21 protein-coding genes are annotated in these 23,422 nt (G+C 39.6%); 9 read left to right on the forward strand and 12 right to left on the reverse strand.

Annotated features, from left to right (window positions below):
- Window positions 1–31: 31 nt before the first annotated feature.
- Window positions 32–673 (reverse strand): PAQR family membrane homeostasis protein TrhA, encoded by a 642-nt coding sequence (trhA, locus tag KTJ10_RS13985; protein WP_031944657.1) that lies wholly within the window; start codon window positions 671–673, stop codon window positions 32–34.
- Window positions 674–801: 128 nt separating this feature from the next.
- Between trhA and KTJ10_RS13990 the strand changes: the two genes are divergently transcribed.
- A complete protein-coding gene (locus KTJ10_RS13990; protein ID WP_262442250.1) occupies window positions 802–2,013 on the forward strand; it encodes a class I SAM-dependent methyltransferase in 1,212 nt (403 codons plus the stop codon).
- 12 nt (window positions 2,014–2,025) lie between these two features.
- Window positions 2,026–2,445, forward strand: a complete 420-nt coding sequence (locus tag KTJ10_RS13995; protein WP_262442251.1) for a GNAT family N-acetyltransferase — start codon at window positions 2,026–2,028, stop codon at window positions 2,443–2,445.
- Between the two features lie 29 nt (window positions 2,446–2,474).
- On the opposite strand, the gene KTJ10_RS14000 is transcribed toward KTJ10_RS13995, so the two are convergent.
- From KTJ10_RS14000 to KTJ10_RS14020, 5 genes are all read right to left on the reverse strand, one after another.
- Complete coding sequence (locus KTJ10_RS14000) at window positions 2,475–3,335, reverse strand: patatin family protein (protein WP_262442252.1); 861 nt, start codon at window positions 3,333–3,335, stop codon at window positions 2,475–2,477.
- A 15-nt stretch (window positions 3,336–3,350) separates the two neighbouring features.
- Window positions 3,351–3,608, reverse strand: a complete 258-nt coding sequence (locus KTJ10_RS14005; RefSeq protein ID WP_001280981.1) for a hypothetical protein — start codon at window positions 3,606–3,608, stop codon at window positions 3,351–3,353.
- Between the two features lie 165 nt (window positions 3,609–3,773).
- Complete coding sequence (locus KTJ10_RS14010; protein ID WP_262442253.1) at window positions 3,774–5,909, reverse strand: 3-hydroxyacyl-CoA dehydrogenase NAD-binding domain-containing protein; 2,136 nt, start codon at window positions 5,907–5,909, stop codon at window positions 3,774–3,776.
- Between the two features lie 18 nt (window positions 5,910–5,927).
- Window positions 5,928–7,133, reverse strand: a complete 1,206-nt coding sequence (locus tag KTJ10_RS14015) for an acetyl-CoA C-acetyltransferase (protein WP_262442254.1) — start codon at window positions 7,131–7,133, stop codon at window positions 5,928–5,930.
- 169 nt (window positions 7,134–7,302) lie between these two features.
- Window positions 7,303–8,313: an AraC family transcriptional regulator gene (locus tag KTJ10_RS14020; RefSeq protein ID WP_002116561.1), complete on the reverse strand. Its 1,011-nt coding sequence runs from the start codon at window positions 8,311–8,313 to the stop codon at window positions 7,303–7,305.
- A gap of 210 nt (window positions 8,314–8,523) precedes the next feature.
- Between KTJ10_RS14020 and KTJ10_RS14025 the strand changes: the two genes are divergently transcribed.
- The 6 genes from KTJ10_RS14025 to KTJ10_RS14050 all read left to right on the forward strand — a co-directional run bounded on the left by KTJ10_RS14025 (window position 8,524) and on the right by KTJ10_RS14050 (window position 16,333).
- Complete coding sequence (locus KTJ10_RS14025; RefSeq protein ID WP_262442255.1) at window positions 8,524–9,642, forward strand: CaiB/BaiF CoA transferase family protein; 1,119 nt, start codon at window positions 8,524–8,526, stop codon at window positions 9,640–9,642.
- A 155-nt stretch (window positions 9,643–9,797) separates the two neighbouring features.
- Complete coding sequence (locus KTJ10_RS14030; protein ID WP_262442282.1) at window positions 9,798–11,030, forward strand: carbohydrate porin; 1,233 nt, start codon at window positions 9,798–9,800, stop codon at window positions 11,028–11,030.
- 174 nt (window positions 11,031–11,204) lie between these two features.
- Entirely contained in the window at window positions 11,205–13,610 is a 2,406-nt protein-coding gene (locus tag KTJ10_RS14035; RefSeq protein ID WP_017400275.1) for a glucose/quinate/shikimate family membrane-bound PQQ-dependent dehydrogenase, read from the forward strand.
- A 166-nt stretch (window positions 13,611–13,776) separates the two neighbouring features.
- Window positions 13,777–15,420, forward strand: a complete 1,644-nt coding sequence (locus tag KTJ10_RS14040) for a nitrite/sulfite reductase (RefSeq protein WP_262442256.1) — start codon at window positions 13,777–13,779, stop codon at window positions 15,418–15,420.
- Window positions 15,413–15,898, forward strand: coding sequence for a DUF934 domain-containing protein (locus KTJ10_RS14045; protein WP_002116122.1), 486 nt, complete (start codon window positions 15,413–15,415; stop codon window positions 15,896–15,898). The genes KTJ10_RS14040 and KTJ10_RS14045 overlap by 8 nt, the downstream gene beginning before the upstream one ends.
- A gap of 81 nt (window positions 15,899–15,979) precedes the next feature.
- Window positions 15,980–16,333 carry a DMT family transporter gene (locus KTJ10_RS14050; RefSeq protein ID WP_086265202.1) on the forward strand — a complete coding sequence of 118 codons (354 nt, stop codon included), beginning with the start codon at window positions 15,980–15,982 and terminating at the stop codon, window positions 16,331–16,333.
- Window positions 16,334–16,384: 51 nt separating this feature from the next.
- On the opposite strand, the gene KTJ10_RS14055 is transcribed toward KTJ10_RS14050, so the two are convergent.
- The 3 genes from KTJ10_RS14055 to KTJ10_RS14065 all read right to left on the reverse strand — a co-directional run bounded on the left by KTJ10_RS14055 (window position 16,385) and on the right by KTJ10_RS14065 (window position 18,757).
- A complete protein-coding gene (locus KTJ10_RS14055) occupies window positions 16,385–16,828 on the reverse strand; it encodes a VOC family protein (RefSeq protein ID WP_017392465.1) in 444 nt (147 codons plus the stop codon).
- A 129-nt stretch (window positions 16,829–16,957) separates the two neighbouring features.
- Window positions 16,958–18,133 (reverse strand): thiolase family protein, encoded by a 1,176-nt coding sequence (locus KTJ10_RS14060; RefSeq protein ID WP_199977959.1) that lies wholly within the window; start codon window positions 18,131–18,133, stop codon window positions 16,958–16,960.
- A 108-nt stretch (window positions 18,134–18,241) separates the two neighbouring features.
- A complete protein-coding gene (locus KTJ10_RS14065) occupies window positions 18,242–18,757 on the reverse strand; it encodes a GspH/FimT family pseudopilin (protein WP_199977958.1) in 516 nt (171 codons plus the stop codon).
- A gap of 379 nt (window positions 18,758–19,136) precedes the next feature.
- On the opposite strand from KTJ10_RS14065, the gene omp38 reads away from it, so the two are divergent.
- Window positions 19,137–20,189, forward strand: a complete 1,053-nt coding sequence (omp38, locus tag KTJ10_RS14070) for an outer membrane protein Omp38 (protein WP_044100281.1) — start codon at window positions 19,137–19,139, stop codon at window positions 20,187–20,189.
- A 124-nt stretch (window positions 20,190–20,313) separates the two neighbouring features.
- Here omp38 and KTJ10_RS14075 read toward each other — a convergent pair whose 3' ends face one another.
- The 3 genes from KTJ10_RS14075 to KTJ10_RS14085 form a co-directional block, all read right to left on the reverse strand.
- On the reverse strand, window positions 20,314–20,472 hold the full coding sequence (locus KTJ10_RS14075; protein ID WP_199977957.1) for a hypothetical protein: 159 nt from the start codon (window positions 20,470–20,472) through the stop codon (window positions 20,314–20,316).
- 3 nt (window positions 20,473–20,475) lie between these two features.
- Window positions 20,476–21,681, reverse strand: coding sequence for an RtcB family protein (locus KTJ10_RS14080; protein WP_262442257.1), 1,206 nt, complete (start codon window positions 21,679–21,681; stop codon window positions 20,476–20,478).
- A gap of 264 nt (window positions 21,682–21,945) precedes the next feature.
- Window positions 21,946–23,406, reverse strand: coding sequence for an amino acid permease (locus KTJ10_RS14085; protein WP_086265197.1), 1,461 nt, complete (start codon window positions 23,404–23,406; stop codon window positions 21,946–21,948).
- Window positions 23,407–23,422: the final 16 nt, after the last annotated feature.

Consider the following 23,422-nt stretch of genomic DNA (forward strand, 5'->3'; position numbering starts at 1 on the left):
TCAGGATCACTGAATATGAGTGAAAAATGGACTAAACTACGTACCAATAGATTGCAAGAAAATGTGCCCCTGCACCTAAAAGCACAAAAATATGCCAGATCGCATGGGTATATCTTACCTTTTTTAACGCGTAAAACAATGCTCCAACCGTATAAGCTAATCCGCCAATAATTAACAAAATCAACGCGTCTTTACTCAGATAGGTGCGCATATCATCCATAACAAATACAGCAAGCCAACCCATAAGAACATAAGCAAGTAGCGAAATTTTCTGAAAACGATGAATAAAAACTAACTTGAAAAGTGTACCAATTGCAGCAATGCTCCAGAGAGCAATAAGTAAAATATGAGCTTTTTGTGTAGGTATAGCAATGCTTAAGAATGGGGTATATGTTCCAGCAATTAAATAATAAATGGCAGTGTGATCGAGTTTTTTATACCAGTAGCGTAGGTTTTGTGTTTGAGCAAAATGATAGAGTGTAGAACTGGTAAAAACTAAAATCAGGCTAAATGAATATACCCATAAGCCCACCCACTGAGCAGTTGAAAGATAAGATCCCTTTATAATTAAAAAGATAGACGCTACAACTGCCATAACAACACCAGCACCATGACTATAGGCATTAAATAGTTCTTCTTTTGGATCGTAAGTTTCCAGCACAGATTTACTCATAACTTTAATTTTTTTGATTAAAAATACAAATGTATAGAAATGCAAAACAGTCGTAAAGTTATTTTATTTTTAATCCTAGACCCTTTAAACTTCTATTTTATATGAGTCTTCATTTTTCAGGTATATCCGTGTCGGTTTTCTCCTTTGAGCAAGAACAGCAATTCTTTCATGAAATCAAGCAAATGCTTGACCAACAAGCTTTTGAGCGTTTGATCTTGAGCCAATATAAGGGAGAGTTGGCGCAGCTTGAAAAAATTACTTTCCGCGTTGTAGAGCTACATGGACAAAAACAGCTTTCAGCTCTATATCATCACACGACCCAAGATGTGACTAAAAACTATTCATTTCAAGAAGGTTTGCAACAGATTGAGCAATTAATCACTCAGTGTAAGCAAGGAAACTTATTTTCGACTACTCAAGAAATTCAACTTAAAAAAAATAAGAAAAAAGCCATATTAAATATAGGCAAAAAGCAGGCAGTAAATACGACACAAACGGTTCAGGCGCATGACCGTGAAAAGCAGCGCTATGTACAGCAGGGGAATGCATTTTTAAAAGAGCTGGGTATTACTGATGAAAAAGCTCAGGTCATTCCAAGCATGGCTCGTAAATGGAAACAGATTAATAAATTTATCGAAATTTTTGCGAGTGCCTATGAACAGATTGATGCGTCTCAACAAGAGTTACGCATTGTCGATTTTGGATCAGGTAAAGGTTATTTAACTTTTGCATTGTATGATTATCTGCAACAACAACAGAAAACACCATTAATTACTGGTGTAGAGCTACGTCGTAATTTGGTGGAGTTTTGCCAGAACGTTGCAGACAAAGTTCATTTCAATCATTTAGACTTTTTTGAAGGTGATGTTCGTAGTTATCAACCGGAAAAGCTGGATGTTATGATTGCCTTACACGCATGTGATATTGCGACTGACTTTGCTATTCATACTGGAATTCGTTTAAACGCTTCGATGATTATGTGCGCACCATGTTGCCACAAAGAGTTACGTCCACAATTACATAGTCCGGAAGTTTTACAACCAATGCTACAGTTTGGTATTCATGCTGGACAACAAGCCGAGATGCTGACTGATACTTTACGTGCGTTACTTTTAAAAGCTTATGGTTATGAAACCAAAGTTTTTGAGTTTGTATCGCTTGAACATACCAGCAAAAATAAAATGATTTTGGCGACAAAACGCAAAAACGTTTCACAACCTGACGCCAAGATTATGGCTCAAATCCAAGCATTGAAAGAAATGTACGGAATTAAAAAACAAACGTTGGAATTGTTATTGCAAGATCAGTTGCCGATCGAAAATATCGGCTGTAAGTGCTAGGAAGGTGAATGGATGTATAAAATTGTAGAGGGTGGTTGGGAACAGCTTGGGCAAGATGCCAAATACATCCGTGAACAAGTCTTTATCCAAGAACAGGGAATTGCACCTGAAGATGAATGGGACGACTTGGATGCCACAGTTCTACATTTTATTGTCTATGACAAAGAGCAGCCTATCGCTACAGCACGCTTATTGCCACAGCATAGCGTAGGGCGTGTTGCTGTTTTAGTGCCTTATCGAAAGCAGGGTATTGGTAAAATTTTAATGCAGCATATTATTGACTATGCACGTCGTCATAAACTGCCTTACTTAAAGCTTTCAGCACAAACCTATGTAACAGCCTTTTATGAAGCTTTAGGGTTTCACGTGCAAGGTGAAGTTTACGAAGACTGTGGTATTCCACATATTGATATGATTTTAGAATTAACTTGAGACTTCTTTTTAGAAATCTCAAGTTGGATTTATTTCATTGCATTCCAGTTTTCGATGGCTTGTAAGCCAGTCTCTAAACCGACTTCATAGCTATAACGAAGCTTTTTCGGATTAGTAGTTAAACGGCCAGCCATATTTTTAAGTGGTGGTGGGCACACTTCTAAAATTTGCTGTTCTGGATTTTCACCACGAACAAAATCGACCGAAGCGTTATAACGAGCACAACGGCTACGCAAGCTACTAGCGAAACCATAATGATGTTTAAAAGCATAATTCGCGAGGAATTGATCACCTCGACTACTTGCTTTGAAATAGTTTTTCGGACGAGTACGTAAAACTAACAGTTTTTTTACGCCACTTTGCTGAGCCGTCCAGCGAACAGGTAGGGCATCTGCAACGCCACCATCAAAATAAGGTTCACCCATAATATCGACGGGATGACGCGTTAAAACTGGAATTGAGCTAGAAGCACGAAGCGCATTTAGCAAATTATCTTTACCCGCACGAAGATATTCTGCATGGCCAGTTTTAGCATGCGTCAACACCATATAAAAATCAGGATTTTTGGCAAAAAGACTCTGTTGATCAAGTGGATGTTCTTTTTCACCAATTTCCCACATCCATTTTAAATCAAGTAAATCACCGCCTTTAAAAAAGCGTTTGTAATCGATGAATTCAGGACGAAGTGAGTGATCAATATAAAACGTTAGAGTGCGGCCTTGCTGGCCTGCCAAGTAATTAGCCACATTGGTTGAACCAGACGATACACCAACGTATAAGTCAAAAGGATTAAACTGCTGTTGTAAAAATGAGTCAAGTACACCACTGGTAAAGGCACCACGCATGCCCCCACCTTCTACAACCAGTGCGTTGCGGGAAAAATCTGTCATTTGAAAAATATCTGATTACTGAGTTGATTGCTTATGTTCTTGCATATCCATTTCAGGCATGTTGTCACTATGTTGAGCATGTTGCTCTGTAGAGTGTTCAGCCTTTTGCTGCATTTGCTCTTGTTGAGCTTTGCGCTGTGCACCTGGCATATAGTCAGGTTCATTACTCATTGCTAAATAGAAAAAGCCAAGGAAAATCGCACTTAAAACACCAACGATCAGAACAAATTTCCAGCCTAAAATTGCTGACTCGGAAGAATTTTTATCGGACATAAGAATTTCTCGAATGTGCTATAGAAGCACAAAAATGAAGTCTATTTATAGCATATTTAGGCAGGGGGCTGAAATCTTAAAGGTCATAAAGAAAAACCCATATAAATAAAATATATTTATATGGGTAAGGTTTATGCAGTTTTTTAAATATCCAATAGGACTAAATTACTGAATATTTTGTTTCTGCTCAGCTTTGGTTCTTAGTAAAGCTGGCGGTGTAAAACGTTCACCATATTTTGCAGCTAATTCTTCAGCTCGTTTTTGTGCTTTATCAGTGCCGTATTGATTTAGGAATTGAATTGCTCCTCCAGTCCAAGGCGCATAACCAATTCCAAAAATAGAACCGACATTGGCATCAATTACAGATTCCAGTACGCCTTCTTCATAACAACGTAAAGTATCTAAGGCCTGTACAAACAGAATGCGATCAATCATATCTTGTTCAGAAATATCATGATCTTTTTTCCAGCGGTTTAAGCCTTCCCATAGATGCTTTTTACCATTTTCAGGATATTCATAAAAACCAGCTCCAGCAGCTTTACCTTTACGGTTTAACTCATGAATCATGGTGTGAACCACTTCATCTACAGAAGTTTTAGGTAAATCTTTTCCTTCGGCTTGTAGAGCTTTGCGTGCTTCACTAGCAACATGTTCAGTTAATGTTAAAGATACTTCATCTTGAATAGCGAGGGGGCCAACTGGCATACCAGCTTTCAGTGCTGCCATTTCAATACGCGCTGGGTGGACACCTTCGGCAAGCAAGCGCATACCTTCTTGAATGAAAGTACCAAACACACGACTGGTAAAGAAACCACGGCTATCATTGACAACAATCGGTGTTTTTCCAATTTGTTGTACAAAGTCGTAAGCTTTGGCAAGTGTCTCTGCGGAGGTGTTTTTACCTTTAATAATCTCAACCAACTGCATTTTGTCGACAGGGCTAAAGAAATGCAGACCGATAAAAGCTTTATCATCCTTACTTGCCTGAGCTAAACCTGTAATTGGCAGGGTTGAGGTGTTTGATGCCATCACACCGTTAGGCGCTAGATATTGCTCGGCTTCTTGAGTGACTTTAGCTTTGAGTTCTTGATTTTCAAATACCGCTTCAATAATTAAATCACAACCTTGAAGATCTTGAGCGGAAGCTGTCGCCGTGATGAGAGATAAAATCTGATCGCGTTTTTCTGCGGTCATGCGGCCTTGTGAAACACGTTTATCTAAGAGCTTTTGTGTGTAAGCTTTACCTTTCTCAGCATTTTCAACAGATACATCTTTAAGTACAACTGGAATGCCTTTAATGGCTGTTGAATAAGCAATGCCTGCACCCATCATGCCTGCACCCAACACACCAACTTTAGTCGCTTGCCATTTTGGAACGTCGGCAGGACGACTAGCACCAGACTTAATTGCATTTAGACCATGCCAGAAAGTGCCGATCATATTTTTAGAAATTTGACCTGTTGTAAGCTGAGTAAAGTAGCGAGACTCAATACGCAGTGCAGTATCGACATCAACTTGAGCACCTTCAACTGCGGCAGCCATAATTGCTTCAGGGGCAGGGTAACAACCTTTGGTTTTGTCTTTTAACATGGCTGGTGCAATTGCAAGAACTTGTGCAACTGCTGGAGTTTTTGGATCGCCACCCGGAATTTTATAACCCTTCACATCAAAGGGCTGCTGAGATTTTGGATTGGCCTTGATCCAAGCAATTGCTTTATCTAAAAGTTCTTGTTCATTTTCGGCAGTGTCATGAATTAAGCCTAAAGATTTTGCTTTATCGACACCGAACTGTTTGCCTTCCATTAAAAATGGGAACGCATTTTGAAGTCCAAGCAGACGTACCATACGTACAATACCGCCGCCACCTGGTAGTAAACCTAAAGTAACTTCTGGTAGACCAAATTTGCTTTTCGGGTCAATAATTGCAATACGGTGATGGCAACTTAATGCGATTTCCCAACCACCGCCAAGTGCCGTGCCATTTAATGCTGCAACCACTGGAATCCCTAGTGTTTCAATTGTACGTAAATGACCTTTTAGCTTTTCAACCATATTGAAAAAGTCAGTTGCGTGTTCAGGCTGAACTTGAATCAGCTCATCTAAATCACCGCCTGCAAAGAAAGTTTTTTTAGCCGAGCGGAAAATAACCCCTGAAAGTTCTGTTTCTGCTTTAAGTTTCTGAGTCGCTTCATCAAGCGAGTCACGAAACTCAGCATTCATGGTGTTCGCAGATTGACCAGTTGAATCAAGCGTTAAAATGACAATATTGTCGGCATTTTTTTCGTATTGAATTGCACTCATCTTCTATATCCCTAATTTTTATACGCGTTCAATAATGGTGGCGATACCCATCCCACCGCCAACACAGAGGGTCGCTAAACCGCGCTTTTTATCTTGTCGTTCAAGCTCATCAAGTAAAGTACCTAAAATCATGGCACCTGTTGCCCCTAATGGATGACCTAAAGCAATCGCACCACCATTTACGTTGACTTTTTCAGTAGGGACATTGAGCTCATTAATAAAACGCATAACAACTGCTGCAAATGCCTCGTTGACTTCAAATAGGTCAATATCATCAATCGTAAGCCCAGCTTTTTCTAAAGCTTTACGTGCAGCAGGCGCAGGGCCAGTCAGCATAATGGTTGGGTCAGTACCAACCAGTGCGGTCGCTAAAACTTTAGCGCGTGGTTTTAAGTTTTGTTCTTTTACCGCTTTTTCAGAAGCTAACAAAACTACAGCTGCTCCATCGACAATGCCTGATGAGTTACCTGCATGGTGAACATGATTAATTTTTTGTGCTTCTGGATATTTTTGTAAAGCGACTGCATCAAAGCCCATTTGCCCCATCATTTCAAAACTTGGGTTGAGCTTCGTTAGACCTTCGAGTGTTGTATTGCCTTTAATAAATTCATCTTTTTCTAAAATCACTACACCTGCGTGATCTTTGACTGGTACGACTGATTGGTCGAAATAACCATTTGATTGAGCCGCCGCCGCTTTTTGCTGTGACTTCACAGCGAAATTATCAACATCTTCACGGCTATAGCCATCTAAGGTTGCAATGAGGTCGGCCCCGATACCTTGTGGAACAAATGATGACTTAAGATTTGTTTCTGGATCTAGAGCCCATGGTCCGCCATCGGAACCCATTGGAATGCGTGACATTGATTCAACGCCACCAGCAACTACTAAATCTTCCCAACCAGAGCGGACTTTCATTGCTGCTATGTTGACTGCTTCTAAACCTGATGCACAAAAGCGATTGATTTGCACCCCAGCAACATCATCATTCCAACCTGCTGCAATCGCTGCAGTTTTGGCAATATCACCACCTTGATCGCCAATTGGTGTTACGCAGCCCAAAACAATGTCATCGACTTTAGACGTATCGAGTTGATGGCGCTGCTGTAATTCATTTAATAAGGTCGTCAGTAATGTAATTGGTTTTACTTCATAAAGAGAGCCATCTTTTTTTCCTTTTCCGCGTGGGGTGCGAATGGCATCAATAATATAAGCCTCGCTCATAACAGTTCCTTTTTTATTACTTAAACTTTGTTGTGTTTTGAGTGTACTGGTTTTAAAAGGCAACGCAATGACGATAAGCGCACCAGTCAGGTGATGATTTTTGCCAATAGAAATACAAAAAAGCCCAAGTTGAACTTGGGCTAAATGTGAAACTAAAGAGATTTAAGAGTTAGTGATAACCATGTAGCTGGCGATATAGGCCAGGAGTTACACCCGTCCACTTTTTAAATGCGCGGTGGAACGTACTGGTTTCACTAAAACCAACTTGTTGAGCAACGTCTTCAAGTGTTAATTCTGGGTTAAGTAACAAGTGAATCGCAGCATCTCGGCGTAGGGCATCTTTTACACCTTGGTAGCTTTTACCTTCGGCAGCCAAGCGGCGGCGTAAAGTTTGCGGAGATAAATACAACATTGATGCAACGTCATTAAGCGTTGGCATTTCTTCACCAATTTGGCTTTTAAGTACTTCACGAATACGAGAAGTTAGCGAGTTGGTGTTTTTGAATTTTACTAAAAGCTGAGCAGGAGCTGCTTTTAAGAATTCTTCTAGCGTTTTCTCATCTTGGCGGATTGGCAAATCAAGATAATCAGCTGCAAAGGTAATTTCAGTACGTGGTGCATCAAACTGCATAACTGGTGCAAAAAATAATGCATCATATTCATCGGCATGCGCAGGACGTGGATAGCTAAAATGAACACGTTCTAATGGCAAACGACGTTCAATCAACCATGATGCTAGACCGTGCCAAATCATGAGCATGCTTTCAGTAATGAAATGGTCTGGATCTAAAGTTTTTGGAATGAGGGGAACTAGACGTGCTTCATGTTTGTCACGCTCTAGAGTTACAGACCATTCATCGCCAAATAATTTGTAGAATTGAGATGACAGTTCAAGGGCTTGGCCCAATGTTTTTGCGTGAATAATCAACTGACACATAATGGCAAAAGTGCCCAGACGACGCGGTTGTACGTCAAATCCAACGTGTTCATCCTGTGTGACCATCCACAACATTTTTATAAAACGAGTGTATTGTTCTGGTGAGATTCGAGCTTTAGGTTGACGTAATAATTCCGCTTCAATACCCACATGTGAAAGGAGCATTTCAACATCCATGCCAAGGCGTTTTACGCCTGTCAAAGCCGCATTCACGAAGTGGATGCTAATCGTATCGCGACTCATATTGAATCCTTCAGTCTCTTTGATGTTCACTTTAAATTGACCTAAATGACCGTCTAAAAAAATAAATTGGCGATTTACAACAGAGTAAAAGCACTTTTTACATGTTAAATTGCCGAAATGATCAAGGTAAATGGCTGAACATGACATTGTTTTAGTATATTTGCTTAACTAATATAAAAGAAAATTCGAATAATAGTGGTTAAAAATACGATGACGACAGCATTAAATGGACTTAAAGTTCTCGATTTCTCGACGCTCTTACCTGGCCCTTTTGCCACAATGTATTTGGCTGATATGGGAGCAGAAGTCATCCATATCGAATCTCCATCACGTCCTGATTTAATCCGAATCATGCCGCCATATGCAAATGGTCAAGCAACAGCACATAGTTATTTAAACCGAAATAAACAGTCGATTGTTCTCGATTTAAAGGATAAGGCGAGTATTGATCTGATTAAAGCCAAAATTTCTGAGTTTGATATTGTCATAGAGCAGTTCCGACCTGATGTTATGCGCCGTCTCGGTTTAGACTACGCGACACTTGCCGAAATTAACTCACGTCTCATTTATTGTTCAATTACAGGTTATGGACAAACAGGGAGCTATAAAGACAGAGCTGGGCATGACATTAACTATTTAGCTTTAGCAGGTATTGCTGGATATAGCGGCCGACAAGACAGTGGTCCACCACCACTCGGTATTCAAGTTGCAGACATTGCAGGTGGTTCACTTCATGCGGTCATTGCGATCTTGGCTGCGGTCGTTGAACGCGGACGTAGTGGGATGGGACAATATATTGATATTTCCATGACCGATTGTGTTGCTAGCCTCAATAGTATGGCCGCATCAGCAACACTTGCGGCACAAGTTGAACAGGCTCCAGAGCATGGCATGCTCAATGGCGGTATTTTTTATGACTATTATATGACTCAAGATGGTCGTTATCTTTCAATAGGTAGTCTTGAGCCACAATTTATGTCTGGTTTATCAGTGGCGCTTGATTTGCCTTTATTATTACAAAAAGGTGCTTCCTTAGATGTCGAAGACCGACAGGAAGTTAAACAAGCTATTCAAGAGAAAATTAAAACGAAATCATTTAAAGAATGGCATGAAATTTTTGCAAATCTTGATGTGTGTGTAGAACCTGTTTTAAGCCTAACAGAGTCCTTAAACTCGCCTTTAGCACAAGAACGTGGATGGATTGTGGATGTACCTTTGCAAAATAATACAGCGGATACAGAACCACAATTGGCTTGTCCAATTAAGTTTTCAAGATCGAAAATGAGATATTCCTTTATAGGTCAAAAACTTGGTGAAGGGCAGTGGTAAAGAGCTGGGGCCATTTTTCATACAATGTGTATTAAGATTATTATTAGATTAATCAATCGATTAACATTTTGAATAATTTCTTTACATAAAATTAGCGTACCCTTTATAAACAAAGACATAAAAGGTATGTAAACATGAAAACACATAAATCCTTGATGGCTTCCTGTTTATCCGTTTTATCAATTACTCTTTTTATACAGCATGCACAAGCTGCTGCTGCATTCGACCCAAATAGTCCTTGGATATTGGGTGATTGGAACGGTCAACGCACCGCGTTACAAGCACAAGGTTATGATTTTTCTTTTGGATATACCGGCGAATATGCCGGTATTTTAGATTCAAAAAATACGTCTACGCATGGTAGTGCTTATACGGGGCAACTTGCACTAGGAACTCATTTTGACCTAAATAAAATTTTAGGTTGGCAAGATACTGAAGCTCAAATCACATTAACATATCGTGATGGGCAGTCGCTTTCTGAACATTCACCAGCTTTAGCAGGGCACTTAAGCTCGGTGCAAGAAGTGTGGGGGCGTGAACAAACTTGGCGTTTAACAGATTTGTGGATCAAGAAGAAATTCCTTGACCAGAAGTTAGATGTGAAAGTTGGTCGTTTTGGTGAAGGTGAAGACTTTAATAGTTTTGACTGTGATTTCCAGAACTTGGCACTTTGTGGTTCGCAGGTCGGTAACTGGGTGGGCGATCAGTGGTATAACTGGCCAGTAAGCCAATGGGCAATGCGTGTTAAATATAACTTGCAACCTGATTTATATACGCAAGTTGGTGTATATGAATACAACCCGGAAAATCTGGACCGAGGTAAAGGTTTTAACTTAAGTACTGATGGTTCTCACGGTGCAATTATCCCTGCCGAAGTAGTTTGGTCACCTAAATTAGGCGCTCAAAGTATGGCTGGTGAATACCGTTTAGGTTATTACTACAGCACTGCTGACGCCAAAGAAATTGCAGATGAAACCAAAAACTCACATAAACAAGGTGTTTGGGTAACTGCAAAACAAAAATTATTCCAGCCTGCTGATCAAACAGATCGCGGTTTGACAGGTTTTGTGAACCTGACTTTCCACGACTCTGATACCAACAAAATTGATAACATGCAAAATGTAGGCTTGGTCTATAAAGGTTTGCTCAATCAACGTCCTCAAGATGAGTTGGCACTCGGTGTGGCTCGTATCCATATCAATGATGATTGGAACGATGTTCAAACTAAAGAATATGACACTGAATACAATACCGAGCTTTACTACGGTATTCATGCCACTAACTGGTTAACTATTCGTCCAAATGTGCAATATGTTCGTCATGTTGGTGCATTAAAAAATGGTGATAACACTTGGGTTGGCGGTATTAAATTCTCAACTGCATTCTAAGCGTAATTACTCCGAAAAACGGATTGTCGAGGGCTAAATCATTGATTGAATTATCCTGACCTTCCGTTTTTTCTTGATGCCTGAATTTGTTTTAGATGTATTGGTGATGCCATTTTTCTATAAGGTTCTTGGCACATCTTTCCTATAAAAATGATGATTGATAAGAGGTGGTTTATGAATCAACCTACTTCAAGATCAGGTTTAACGACTTTTACCGTAATTATTATTGGGTTACTGGCGTTATTCCTGTTAATTGGAGGTATTTGGCTCGCTACACTAGGCGGTTCAATTTACTACATTATAGCTGGAGTATTACTCCTCATTGTTGCATGGCAACTCTACAAGCGTGCTTCTACTGCTTTGTGGGTTTATGCTGCATTAATGCTAGGAACTATTATCTGGAGTGTCTGGGAAGTTGGAACAGACTTTTGGGCGCTTGCACCACGTTTAGATATTTTAGGTATTCTTGGTTTATGGTTATTGGTTCCGGCTGTAACTCGTGGAATCAACAACCTTGGATCAAGTAAAGTTGCCTTATCTTCAACTTTAGCAATTGCAATCGTGTTGATGGTTTATTCTATCTTCAATGATCCGCAAGAAATTAATGGTGAAATCAAAACACCTCAACCAGAAACAGCTCAAGCCGTGCCTGGTGTTGCTGAAAGTGATTGGCCAGCTTATGGTCGTACTCAAGCAGGTGTGCGTTATTCTCCATTGAAACAGATCAATGACCAAAACGTAAAAGACTTGAAAGTTGCTTGGACTTTACGTACTGGCGATCTTAAGACAGATAACGACTCTGGCGAAACGACCAATCAGGTTACACCGATTAAAATCGGTAATAACATGTTTATCTGTACAGCTCACCAGCAGTTAATTGCGATTGATCCTGCTACCGGTAAAGAAAAATGGCGTTTTGATCCGAAACTTAAAACGGATAAATCGTTCCAGCATTTAACTTGTCGTGGTGTGATGTACTACGATGCAAACAATACAACTGAGTTTGCAACGAGTCTTCAAAGCAAGAAATCTAGCTCTACACAATGTCCACGTAAGGTATTTGTACCAGTCAACGATGGCCGTTTAGTGGCTGTAAATGCTGACACTGGTAAAGCATGTACTGACTTTGGTCAAAATGGTGAAGTGAACTTACAAGAGTTTATGCCATATGCGTATCCAGGTGGTTACAACCCAACATCTCCTGGTATCGTGACTGGTTCAACTGTTGTGATTGCTGGTTCGGTAACAGATAACTACTCAAATAAAGAGCCATCTGGTGTGATTCGTGGATACGACGTTAACACTGGTAAACTTCTTTGGGTATTTGATACTGGTGCAGCAGATCCAAATGCAATGCCGGGCGAAGGAACTACTTTTGTTCATAACTCACCAAATGCGTGGGCACCTTTAGCATACGATGCCAAACTTGATATCGTTTATGTACCAACAGGTGTAGGTACACCAGATATCTGGGGTGGTGACCGTACTGAGCTTAAAGAGCGTTATGCAAACTCAATGTTAGCGATTAATGCTTCTACTGGTAAATTAGTGTGGAACTTCCAGACAACCCATCACGATTTATGGGATATGGACGTACCATCTCAACCATCTTTAGCTGATATCAAAAACAAAGCTGGCCAAACTGTTCCTGCAATCTATGTATTGACGAAAACAGGTAATGCCTTTGTGCTTGATCGCCGTAATGGTCAACCGATTGTTCCTGTAACTGAGAAACCAGTTCCACAAACAGTTAAACGTGGACCACAAACTAAAGGTGAGTTCTATTCAAAAACTCAGCCATTCTCTGACTTGAACTTGGCTCCACAAGATAAATTGACTGATAAAGACATGTGGGGTGCCACTATGCTTGATCAGCTCATGTGTCGTGTATCTTTCAAACGTCTAAATTACGATGGTATTTATACGCCACCATCTGAAAACGGTACTTTAGTTTTCCCTGGTAACTTAGGTGTATTTGAATGGGGCGGTATGTCAGTTAACCCTGATCGTCAGGTTGCTGTAATGAACCCGATTGGTCTGCCATTCGTCAGTCGTTTAATTCCTGCTGATCCAAACCGTGCACAAACTGCAAAAGGTGCAGGAACTGAGCAGGGCGTACAACCGATGTACGGCGTACCGTATGGTGTTGAAATTAGCGCATTCTTATCTCCGCTTGGTTTACCTTGTAAACAACCGGCTTGGGGCTATGTAGCTGGCGTTGATTTGAAAACTCATGAAGTGGTATGGAAAAAACGTATTGGTACAATTCGTGACAGCTTGCCGAACTTGTTCCAGTTACCAGCTGTGAAAATTGGTGTGCCTGGTTTAGGTGGTTCAATTTCTACTGCCGGTAATGTCATGTTTGTTGGTGCAACTCAAGATAACTACTTACGTGCGTTTAACGTTACTAACGGTAAGAAACTTTGGGAAGCGCGTTTACCAGCAGGTGGACAAGCAACACCAATGACTTATGAAATCAATGGTAAGCAATATGTTGTAATCATGGCTGGTGGTCATGGTTCATTTGGTACGAAAATGGGCGACTATTTAGTGGCTTATGCCTTACCAGATAACAAATAAAAAGCTTTTATAGAAAGGGCCTGGATTTATCCGGGCTTTTTTTATGTCGATTTATATTAAAGCTTATCAATAAAACCGTTATTAAATATGCAAAAAAAGCATTTTATTGATGAATAAAAGCTCGCTATGCTATCCGCCTTAATAATGAATCTACTAGCCATACGCCATGTATTTATATACCGATTTCGACCAGCAGCTGGTTAATGAACGAGTTGCTCAGTTCCGTGATCAAACAGAACGCTATTTAGCTGGCAAACTTTCTGAAGATGAATATCGTCCATTACGTTTGCAAAATGGTTTATATGTGCAACGTTATGCGCCTATGCTGCGTATAGCTGTGCCGTATGGCTTAATGAATTCTAAACAATTACGTAAAGTTGCTGAAGTTTCAACTGCTTATGACCGTGGTTATGCACATGTATCTACACGTCAGAACATCCAGTTGAACTGGCCTGCGCTTGAAGATGTGCCAGATATTTTGGCGGAACTTGCAACTGTACAAATGCATGCCATTCAAACCAGTGGTAACTGTATTCGTAACACGACAACTGACCAATATGCAGGTGTGGTTGCTGGTGAAATTGCAGACCCACGTCCAACATGTGAGTTGATTCGTCAGTGGAGTACATTCCACCCAGAATTTGCATTCTTGCCACGTAAGTTCAAAATTGCTGTTTCTGCACTTGAAGAAAAAGATCGTGCGGCAACTGCATTCCACGATATTGGTGTTTATATCGTGCGTAATGAAGCAGGTGAAATCGGCTACAAAATTATGGCTGGTGGTGGTTTAGGCCGTACCCCAATCATCGGTAGTGTGATTCGTGAGTTTTTACCACGTGAAGATTTAATTGCTTACTTAGAAGCGGTTTTACGTGTTTATAACTTGCATGGTCGTCGTGATAACAAATATAAAGCGCGTATCAAAATTCTAGTTAAGGCATTAACTCCTGAAGTGTTTGCACAAAAAGTTGAAGCTGAATTCGAACATACACGTGAAGCATTGAAGATTCAGCCAGAAATCTTGAAAAAACTGGATGAAGAATTCACACCATTTGACTATCAAGATTTAGCAGATGAAGACTTCACAGGTTTATTTGCTGAGCATCCAAAATTCAAACAGTGGTTTAATATCAACACACATGCGCATAAAGTGAAGGGCTATCGTATTGTTACGATTTCTTTAAAACGTGCAGGTATTGCACCAGGTGATATGACCACCGCAGAAATGAATTTTATTGCAGACCTTGCTGATAAATATACATTCGGTGAACTTCGCACGACTCATGAACAAAACATTGCTTTGGCAGATGTACCCCAAAAGGATTTGTTTGATGTATGGCAAGCGCTTGAACAACAAAATATGGCGCGTGCACATATTGGTTTTATTACCGATATCATTAGTTGCCCAGGCGGTGATTTCTGTTCGCTTGCAAATGCAAAATCAATTCCAATTGCTGAAGCAATTACACGTCGTTTTGATGACTTAGACAAAGTTTATGATCTTGGTCATTTAGATCTAAATATTTCTGGTTGTATGAATGCTTGTGGTCATCACCACGTAGGTAACATCGGTATTTTAGGTGTAGATAAGAAAGGCGCTGAATTCTACCAAATTACATTAGGTGGTAATTCTGACCATGATGCATCAATCGGTGACATCTTAGGGCCATCATTTGCAGCAGATGCTGTGCCTGATGTAATTGAGGAAGTATTAAATACTTATCTTGATTTGCGTACTGAAGGTGAACGTTTTGTTGATACATATCGCCGTGTAGGAATTCAACCATTTAAGGAGCGTGCATATGCTTAATACAGCTCTACCAGTGCTTTATAAAGATGGCACGATTGCAGATAATACTTATCAAATCATTGCTGAAGATGGTGTTATTCCCCAAGGTGATGTTGTGGTTACAACAGCTCAACTTGATCAATTAGCTAACGTTCAAGGCAAAAAAGCTTTGTATGTAACTGTAAATGATTCACCTGAAGAGCACACATTTCCATTAAGTGAACTTGATGCAATCTTCATTGAGTTTGCAGGCTTTGGTGATGGTCGTGGTTATTCATTCGCTGCACTATTGCGTCGCCAAGGTTTCCAAGGTGAATTGCGTGCAACTGGTGATGTGTTTAAGGATGTCTTAAACTACTTAAAACGTTCAGGTTTTGATAGTTTTGTGATTAAAGAAGGTAAAGATGTGCAAGAAGCGGCAGCTGGTTTGCAAGACTTTACCAACCCATACCAAGCTTCAACAGCCGTACCGCAAGCAAGTTATCAAACTGGTGCTTAAATAGTTTTTAAATATAAAGGCTGAACTCAGGTTCAGCTTTTTTTATGAATAATTTTTAAATGACTCAACTGAAGAACAAAAATGTTTGGTTTAATTTCAAAAATAAATCCTGGTGCTTGGTGGCTACTTTTTGCTATTGCGACAGATGTACTCTCAACATTTTATTCTGCTAAGGGGAATGGCTTAGTCAATAAAACAGCGCAGGGCATTGCTCTGGTTTTGTATATTATTTCTTTTGCATGCGCTGCTATTGCTTTGAAATATATGCAAGCTGGAATCTTATATGTGCTTTGGTCTGGGATAGGTGTATTAGCAACAGCTTTTTTGGCAAAGATTTTTCTTGGTCAGAATATTGATATGGCAGGATGGGTGGGAATTGGTTTTATTACTGTAGGTTTAATGATTATTGCGCAATATTCCAATATCGATGTTTAAAGCCCTTATAGAAATAGTAAGTATTTCTATAAGGGCTAAATATTGAAAATATTAGGTGTCAAGCTGGCAGTTAATCATCCACTTTATACCGAACTGATCGGTAAAAGCGCCGTACAATGCGCCCCAGAAAGTTTTTTCTAAAGGCATTTCAATTTGACCATTAACAGATAAAGCATCAAAAAGTTGTTTTGCTTTTTCTTGCTCATCTTTTTCAAGATTGATCGAGATGTAGTGATTATTTCCTTGGGTAAAAACGCTGTTAGGGGCACAGAACTGATCATTTGTATCTGAGGCCATAAGTACAGTGTATTCATTAATTGGTAGAGACACATGCAGAACTAGATTTTTGTCGGCTTCAGATAGAGTCACGCCCTCGGTAGGTGGCATATCACCATATCGGCTTAACATACCGAATTCACCGCCAAATACTGACTTATAAAAATTAAAAGCTTGCTCTGCCTGACCTTGGAAATTGAGATAGTGATTGAGTTGCATTGTTATTGTCCATTGTTGTTTTCGTTTAAAGGAATAAGTTAAAACTTAAAAGTGATTTTGTGGGTCATTTTTTGTAGTTTTTTCATAAAAAATCCCACCGAAGTGGGATTTAAAAATAATGAATCTGGATTAAATGAGTTCAATTGCAACCGCTGTTGCCTCACCACCACCGATACAGAGTGCAGCAATACCTTTTTTACCGCCAGTACGTTTGAGTGCGTGAATAAGAGTAAGAATAATACGAGAACCCGTAGAACCTACTGGATGACCTAGGGCGCAAGCACCACCATTGATATTCACTTTCTCAGCATCAAGTTTGAAATCATCAATTGGACACATGGTAACCATAGCAAAAGCTTCGTTAATTTCCCAAAGATCGACATCTTGAGCATTCCATCCCGCTTTTTTAAGAACTTTTTCAATAGCACCAACTGGAGCGATAGTAAATTCTGAAGGATGCTGAGAGTTTGACGCTGTCGCGATAATTTTCGCAAGTGGTTGTAAACTGTGCTGTGCTGCAACTTCACTTGAAGTTAATACTAATGCAGACGCACCATCCGAAATAGAACTTGCATTCGCTGCGGTAATTGTACCGTCTTTTGCAAAAGCTGGTTTGAGTGAAGGAATTTTATCAATTTTAGCATTTAAAGGTTGTTCATCCTGATCAACAAGGATGTCACCTTTACGACTAGGTACGGTAACTGGAACGATTTCATCTTTGAAATAGCCTTCAGTAATTGCTGTTTGAGCACGTTTCAAAGAGCGAATCGCAAAGTCATCCATTTGTTCACGTGTATAGCCACGAGTATTGGCCATATCTTGAGCAAACGAGCCCATTAAACGCCCAGTTTCAGCATCTTCAAGCCCGTCAAAGAACATATGATCTTTAATTTCACCATGGCCCATACGGTAGCCAGCTCGTGCTTTTGGTAAAACATAAGGTGCATTTGTCATAGATTCCATACCGCCAGCAACAACAACTCCAGCACTACCTGCTTTAATCATATCAGCGGCTTGCATAACAGCTTTCATGCCAGAACCACAAAGCTTGTTAATCGTTACTGCACCTGTAGAGTCTGGTAAGCCAGCTTTACGCATTGCTTGACGAGCAGGGCCTTGTTTTAAACCAGCAGGAAGAACACAGCCCATAATAACTTCTTCGACATCAGTAGGCTGTAAACCTGCTCGTGCGATAGCTTCTTTAATCGTTACAGCACCTAATTCAGGCGCTGTAAGTCCTGATAGTGATCCTTGAAAACCACCCATGGCAGTACGAGCACCATTCACAATTACGATGTCAGTCATTGTTGTAATCTCCGATTGTTCTTAATCTCAAAATAAGAAATGTTTAAAACCTAGGCAGTATATTGCAAAAATTAAAGAGAGATATCTTCTGCATTAGACTGTAGAGTTCTAACAATTTTTAATGTCTTCTAAACGCGTGTGTCCCATTTTGCTGAGGATTAATTTAAAGTTTTTAAGCTGATTATAAGAACAATAAATAAAAGTACCGTTAGATTCACGTGGGAGTCCTGTGTCGCCCTGAAATACAATACTATTTAGATTTTTTCCAAACTTTTGAAATTTTAAAGAACCATAGTGATGGTCAAGTTCAACATTGGATAATATTTCCTCATTATTTTCTCTCTGTAGATTCTGATTTATGTCTACAAAACTTATAAGACTTGTATCCCAGTTACTATTACAAATAGACAAATCAACACTTGGGCAAAGTACGACATTTTTATGTCGTAGAATTGCGTCGTATTTGGCTTTTTGTATATGAATTGTGAGTAGTCGAGACGAATTTTTTAATTCTACAGAAGCCATAAATTGATGGTATAAAGGTAGCGCTATAGTGGTCATAATCATAAAAATTGCGAGCGTTATTATGAGTTCCACCAATGTGAAACCGGGAGATTTAAACATTAAAATTCCTTAATATATAAAGAAATATTTTGATTTTATGCTTTCTATCAATGATTTATAATGATTTTTATAATGAGGAAACACAAAATTAAATAAAGGTTATCAGGATGCTAGAATACTGGTAAAATCACCGTAAGCGAAAGAAAGAAGTTGTTCATATTTGCTAGTTGAGTGAAAAATTACCGAATTACAACGGAAATTGTAAGTAATTTTGTCAATAATTTACTTGATTAAAATTATCAAGCACTTGGAAAGTCTATCAAGTGTTTGTATGATTCAAATGTGAATAGCTTAAAAATAATACTGGGGTAAAAATATCTCAGGGGCCAATAAATTTAGGCTGAGCTTGAACAACAATTGTTATCTCTGGAGGATATCCATGAAATTGAGTCGTATTGCACTTGCTACTATGCTTGTTGCTGCTCCATTAGCTGCTGCTAATGCTGGCGTAACAGTTACTCCATTATTGCTTGGTTACACTTTCCAAGACAGCCAACACAACAATGGCGGTAAAGATGGTAACTTAACTAACGGACCTGAGTTACAAGACGATTTATTCGTTGGTGCAGCTCTTGGTATTGAGTTAACGCCATGGTTAGGTTTCGAAGCTGAATATAACCAAGTTAAAGGCGACGTAGACGGCGCTGCTGCTGGTGCTGAATATAAACAAAAACAAATCAACGGTAACTTCTATGTTACTTCTGATTTAATCACTAAAAACTACGACAGCAAAATCAAGCCATACGTATTGTTAGGTGCTGGTCACTACAAGTATGACTTTGATGGCGTAAACCGTGGTACACGTGGTAACTCAGAAGAAGGTACTCTAGGTAATGCTGGTGTTGGTGCTTTCTGGCGCTTAAACGATGCTTTATCTCTTCGTACAGAAGCTCGTGCTACTTATAATGCTGATGAAGAGTTCTGGAACTATACAGCTCTTGCTGGTTTAAACGTAGTTCTTGGTGGTCACTTGAAGCCTGCTGCTCCTGTAGTAGAAGTTGCTCCAGTTGAACCAACTCCAGTTGCTCCACAACCACAAGAGTTAACTGAAGATCTTAACATGGAACTTCGTGTGTTCTTTGATACTAACAAATCAAATATCAAAGACCAATACAAGCCAGAAATCGCTAAAGTTGCTGAGAAGTTAACTGAATACCCTAACGCTACTGCACGTATCGAAGGTCACACAGATAACACTGGTCCACGTAAGTTGAACGAACGTTTATCTTTAGCTCGTGCTAACTCTGTTAAATCAGCTCTTGTAAACGAATACAACGTTGATGCATCTCGTTTGTCTACTCAAGGCTTCGCTTGGGATCAACCGATTGCTGACAACAAAACTAAAGAAGGTCGTGCTATGAACCGTCGTGTATTCGCGACAATCACTGGTAGCCGTACTGTAGTTGTTCAACCTGGTCAACAAGCTCAATAATTTGAGTTTTTGAACAGTAAAAAAGCGACTCGTTAGAGTCGCTTTTTTTATCGCAATTTTTAAAATATTGAGTCATTTGTAAATCTCCTAATTCATAATCTCTTTCGATTTTGGTTTAAATTATTTACCAATCACCTTTTCTTAATTGCTGTTTCGTATCTTGTCTATCTCTACGATGCTGTGCACGAGGTTTTTCTGTCTCATGCATGCCACCTTTTTGAAGTAAAGGGGACAGAGCTATGTGGTTACGGACCTTAATTTTTGGCATTTCTTTAATTTTCATACTTTAACCTTTAATACATAAAACTTGTTTAAGAGTGTGAATAACTTCAATGAGGTCTGACTGATTCGCCATGACTTCATCAATGTCTTTATAGGCGCTTGGGATTTCATCGACAACACCATTGTCTTTACGGCATTCGATACCTTGAGTTTGTTCAATAAGATCTTGCTGATTAAAAAGAATTTTTGCTTTGCTTCTGCTCATCTTGCGACCAGCTCCATGGGAACAAGAACAAAATGATTCAGGATTTGCTTTGCCTTTAACAATATAAGATCGTGCTCCCATTGAACCAGGAATAATACCTAGTTCATCTAAGCCTGCTCTAATTGCACCTTTTCGGGTAATCAATAAGTTTTCGCCAAAATGTGTTTCACGGCTTACATAATTATGATGACAATTAATCGCTTCTTTTGTCATTTGAAAAGAAGGGAGAAGAGGGCGGATCGCTTCTAAAATTAATCGCATCATCTCTTTGCGGTTTTCAAAAGCATATTCTTGTGCCCACTCTACAGCTTCTACATAATCATCAAAACTTTTTGAGCCTTCAGCAAAATAACTTAAGTCTTTATCAGGAACATGGCCAAAGCGATGCTGAGCTTCTTTTTTGGCTAACTCAATAAAGTAAGTACCAATAACATTACCAAGCCCTCTGCTACCTGAATGTAGCATTACCCATACATCTTGATTCTCATCAATACATAACTCTATAAAGTGATTACCACCACCCAAAGTCCCAAGTTGCTTTTGCCATGTTGCATCAAATTGTCGAAGCATTCGGACAAGACCAGGATGCTTTTTGATAATTGGTTCTAAGCGTTTTTCAAGTGGAATAATGCTAGAAGCTTTCGCTTTGACTTGTTTATGCAAAGCAAAGCCAACAGGGACTTTACGTTCAATTGCATCACGCAAACGACTTAAGTTATCAGGTAAATGCGAAGCCTTTAAACTCAAGCGAATTGCATTCATCCCACATCCAATGTCAACTCCTACAGCAGCAGGAATAATGGCGTGTTTGGTTGGAATAACACTACCTACAGTAGCGCCTTTACCCACATGCACATCAGGCATAACTGCAATGTGAGAATAGATGAATTGCAGCTGAGCCATTTTTTTGAGTTGTTCTATACTTTCACTATCTATATCTTGAGTGAAAATTTTAACCGGGACACCATAGAGTGCCTCTTCGTTTAATATTTTTTGTATGCCCATAATTTTTCTCTTATTTTTGTCCGAGTAGGCATAAAAAAACCTAGCGAATGCTAGGTTTTAAATTTAAGCATTCGGACAAGTGGTGTGAATTTGTACACTTGTCCGTGAGCTGACATCGTGCCAAATTATTTAATCTGTTTTACCTTGTACTAATGGCATGATGTCCTCCTTATTTAAAAGTGCCGTTGAAAATCTGAACGGCATTTTACGCCTTTTAAATCAAAGATCAAGCTTTTGATCTTCGATTTACTTTAATGACGAGTTTTAATCTTGCTCAGGTTTGACGTTCATTTGATCGTAAGAGATCAATTTGGTTTTATTTTTCCACTTATAACCTAACCAAATGATCAAGAACAATGGCAAGCTAATATAAGTTGAAAGTAAGCCTAACCAGTCGATTTTTCCACCTAAAATTGCTTGATAGTTCTGCCCTAAAATGATGATTGAACAGAGAATAAATGCAAACCAAGGTGCAAATGGGAAAAATTTGGCGCGATATGCTAAATCTTCTAATTTATAGCCTTGAGCAATATATCCTTTACGGAAACGATAGTGTGAAATAGCAATTCCTAACCAAACAATGAAACCACACATACCAGACATATTGAGTAGCCAGTTAAATACTTGCTTTTCTCCAATAAAAGTCGTCAAGAAGCAAAAAGCGGCAATAAATGTGGTGGCATAGAGTGCATTCATCGGAACGCCACGACCATCGAGTTTTGCAAACCACTTTGGTGCACGGCCTTCTTGAGCCATTTTAAACAACATGCGAGTTGAAGAATACATGCCTGAATTACCTGCTGATAAAATAGCGGTAAGAATGACAGCATTCATTAACCCCGCAGCGAAAGCAAAGCCTACTCTTTCATAAAGCAATGTAAATGGAGAAAGCGCGATATCTTCAGTGGCAGCTGCTTGCAATAAATTTGGATCATCATAGGCAATCAGAGTGCCGATAATGAAAATACATAGGATATAGAATAATAAGATTCGCCAGAAAATCTGTTTGATTGCAAGTGGAATTGTCTTCTTTGGATCTTTTGATTCACCAGCAGCAACCCCAACCATTTCAGTTCCTTGGAAAGAGAATCCGGCAATCATTGCTACACCAATCATGGCTTGTAAACCACCTACAAAAGGTGCCTCTTTGTAAGTCCAGTTCCCGAATGTTGCAACACCAGGAGTTAGCATAATCTTGATGATCATGGCTAAGCCAATAATAATGAATGCAACAATCGCAATCACTTTTACCATTGAGAACCAGAATTCGCTTTCGCCAAATCCCTTTACTGTCATTGCGTTAATCATAAAAATAACGGCAAGGAATAGAGCACTCCAATAGAACCCCGGAATATCAGGGAACCAGAACTTCATAATAAACTGGACTGCAACAAGTTCGAATGCAACTGTAATTGCCCAGTTATACCAATAGTTCCAGCCTAGAGCGAAACCAAAGCCTTCTTCGACATAACGACTGCCATAAGTAAAAAAGGCGCCAGATGTTGGTGTATGAGTTGCAAGCTCGCCTAAGCTGGTCATTAAGAAGTAAATCATAATACCAATCAGAGAGTACGCGAGTAGCGCTCCACCGGGGCCAGCGTTTGCAATGGTTGATCCAGAAGCAAGGAAGAGGCCTGTACCAATGGAACCACCAATGGCGATCATATTCAGATGACGAGCCCCAAGCTTACGCTGGAGTTTTTCAGGAGCATGTGTTTCGCTCATGGAGATTCCTTACATA

This window comes from Acinetobacter sp. WU_MDCI_Abxc222, from assembly GCF_025514755.1.
Taxonomy (GTDB): Bacteria; Pseudomonadota; Gammaproteobacteria; order Pseudomonadales; family Moraxellaceae; genus Acinetobacter; species Acinetobacter geminorum.

Excerpts from the sequence above, each read along its gene's own strand:
- trhA (WP_031944657.1), bottom strand. The coding sequence starts at position 673 with ATGAGTAAATCTGTGCTGGAAACTTACGATCCAAAAGAAGAACTATTT.
- KTJ10_RS13995 (WP_262442251.1), top strand. The coding sequence starts at position 2,026 with ATGTATAAAATTGTAGAGGGTGGTTGGGAACAGCTTGGGCAAGATGCC.
- KTJ10_RS14000 (WP_262442252.1), bottom strand. The coding sequence starts at position 3,335 with ATGACAGATTTTTCCCGCAACGCACTGGTTGTAGAAGGTGGGGGCATG.
- KTJ10_RS14005 (WP_001280981.1), bottom strand. The coding sequence starts at position 3,608 with ATGTCCGATAAAAATTCTTCCGAGTCAGCAATTTTAGGCTGGAAATTT.
- KTJ10_RS14010 (WP_262442253.1), bottom strand. The coding sequence starts at position 5,909 with ATGAGTGCAATTCAATACGAAAAAAATGCCGACAATATTGTCATTTTA.
- KTJ10_RS14015 (WP_262442254.1), bottom strand. The coding sequence starts at position 7,133 with ATGAGCGAGGCTTATATTATTGATGCCATTCGCACCCCACGCGGAAAA.
- KTJ10_RS14020 (WP_002116561.1), bottom strand. The coding sequence starts at position 8,313 with ATGAGTCGCGATACGATTAGCATCCACTTCGTGAATGCGGCTTTGACA.
- KTJ10_RS14025 (WP_262442255.1), top strand. The coding sequence starts at position 8,524 with ATGACGACAGCATTAAATGGACTTAAAGTTCTCGATTTCTCGACGCTC.
- KTJ10_RS14030 (WP_262442282.1), top strand. The coding sequence starts at position 9,798 with ATGGCTTCCTGTTTATCCGTTTTATCAATTACTCTTTTTATACAGCAT.
- KTJ10_RS14035 (WP_017400275.1), top strand. The coding sequence starts at position 11,205 with ATGAATCAACCTACTTCAAGATCAGGTTTAACGACTTTTACCGTAATT.
- KTJ10_RS14040 (WP_262442256.1), top strand. The coding sequence starts at position 13,777 with ATGTATTTATATACCGATTTCGACCAGCAGCTGGTTAATGAACGAGTT.
- KTJ10_RS14045 (WP_002116122.1), top strand. The coding sequence starts at position 15,413 with ATGCTTAATACAGCTCTACCAGTGCTTTATAAAGATGGCACGATTGCA.
- KTJ10_RS14050 (WP_086265202.1), top strand. The coding sequence starts at position 15,980 with ATGTTTGGTTTAATTTCAAAAATAAATCCTGGTGCTTGGTGGCTACTT.
- KTJ10_RS14055 (WP_017392465.1), bottom strand. The coding sequence starts at position 16,828 with ATGCAACTCAATCACTATCTCAATTTCCAAGGTCAGGCAGAGCAAGCT.
- KTJ10_RS14060 (WP_199977959.1), bottom strand. The coding sequence starts at position 18,133 with ATGACTGACATCGTAATTGTGAATGGTGCTCGTACTGCCATGGGTGGT.
- KTJ10_RS14065 (WP_199977958.1), bottom strand. The coding sequence starts at position 18,757 with ATGTTTAAATCTCCCGGTTTCACATTGGTGGAACTCATAATAACGCTC.
- omp38 (WP_044100281.1), top strand. The coding sequence starts at position 19,137 with ATGAAATTGAGTCGTATTGCACTTGCTACTATGCTTGTTGCTGCTCCA.
- KTJ10_RS14075 (WP_199977957.1), bottom strand. The coding sequence starts at position 20,472 with ATGAAAATTAAAGAAATGCCAAAAATTAAGGTCCGTAACCACATAGCT.
- KTJ10_RS14080 (WP_262442257.1), bottom strand. The coding sequence starts at position 21,681 with ATGGGCATACAAAAAATATTAAACGAAGAGGCACTCTATGGTGTCCCG.
- KTJ10_RS14085 (WP_086265197.1), bottom strand. The coding sequence starts at position 23,406 with ATGAGCGAAACACATGCTCCTGAAAAACTCCAGCGTAAGCTTGGGGCT.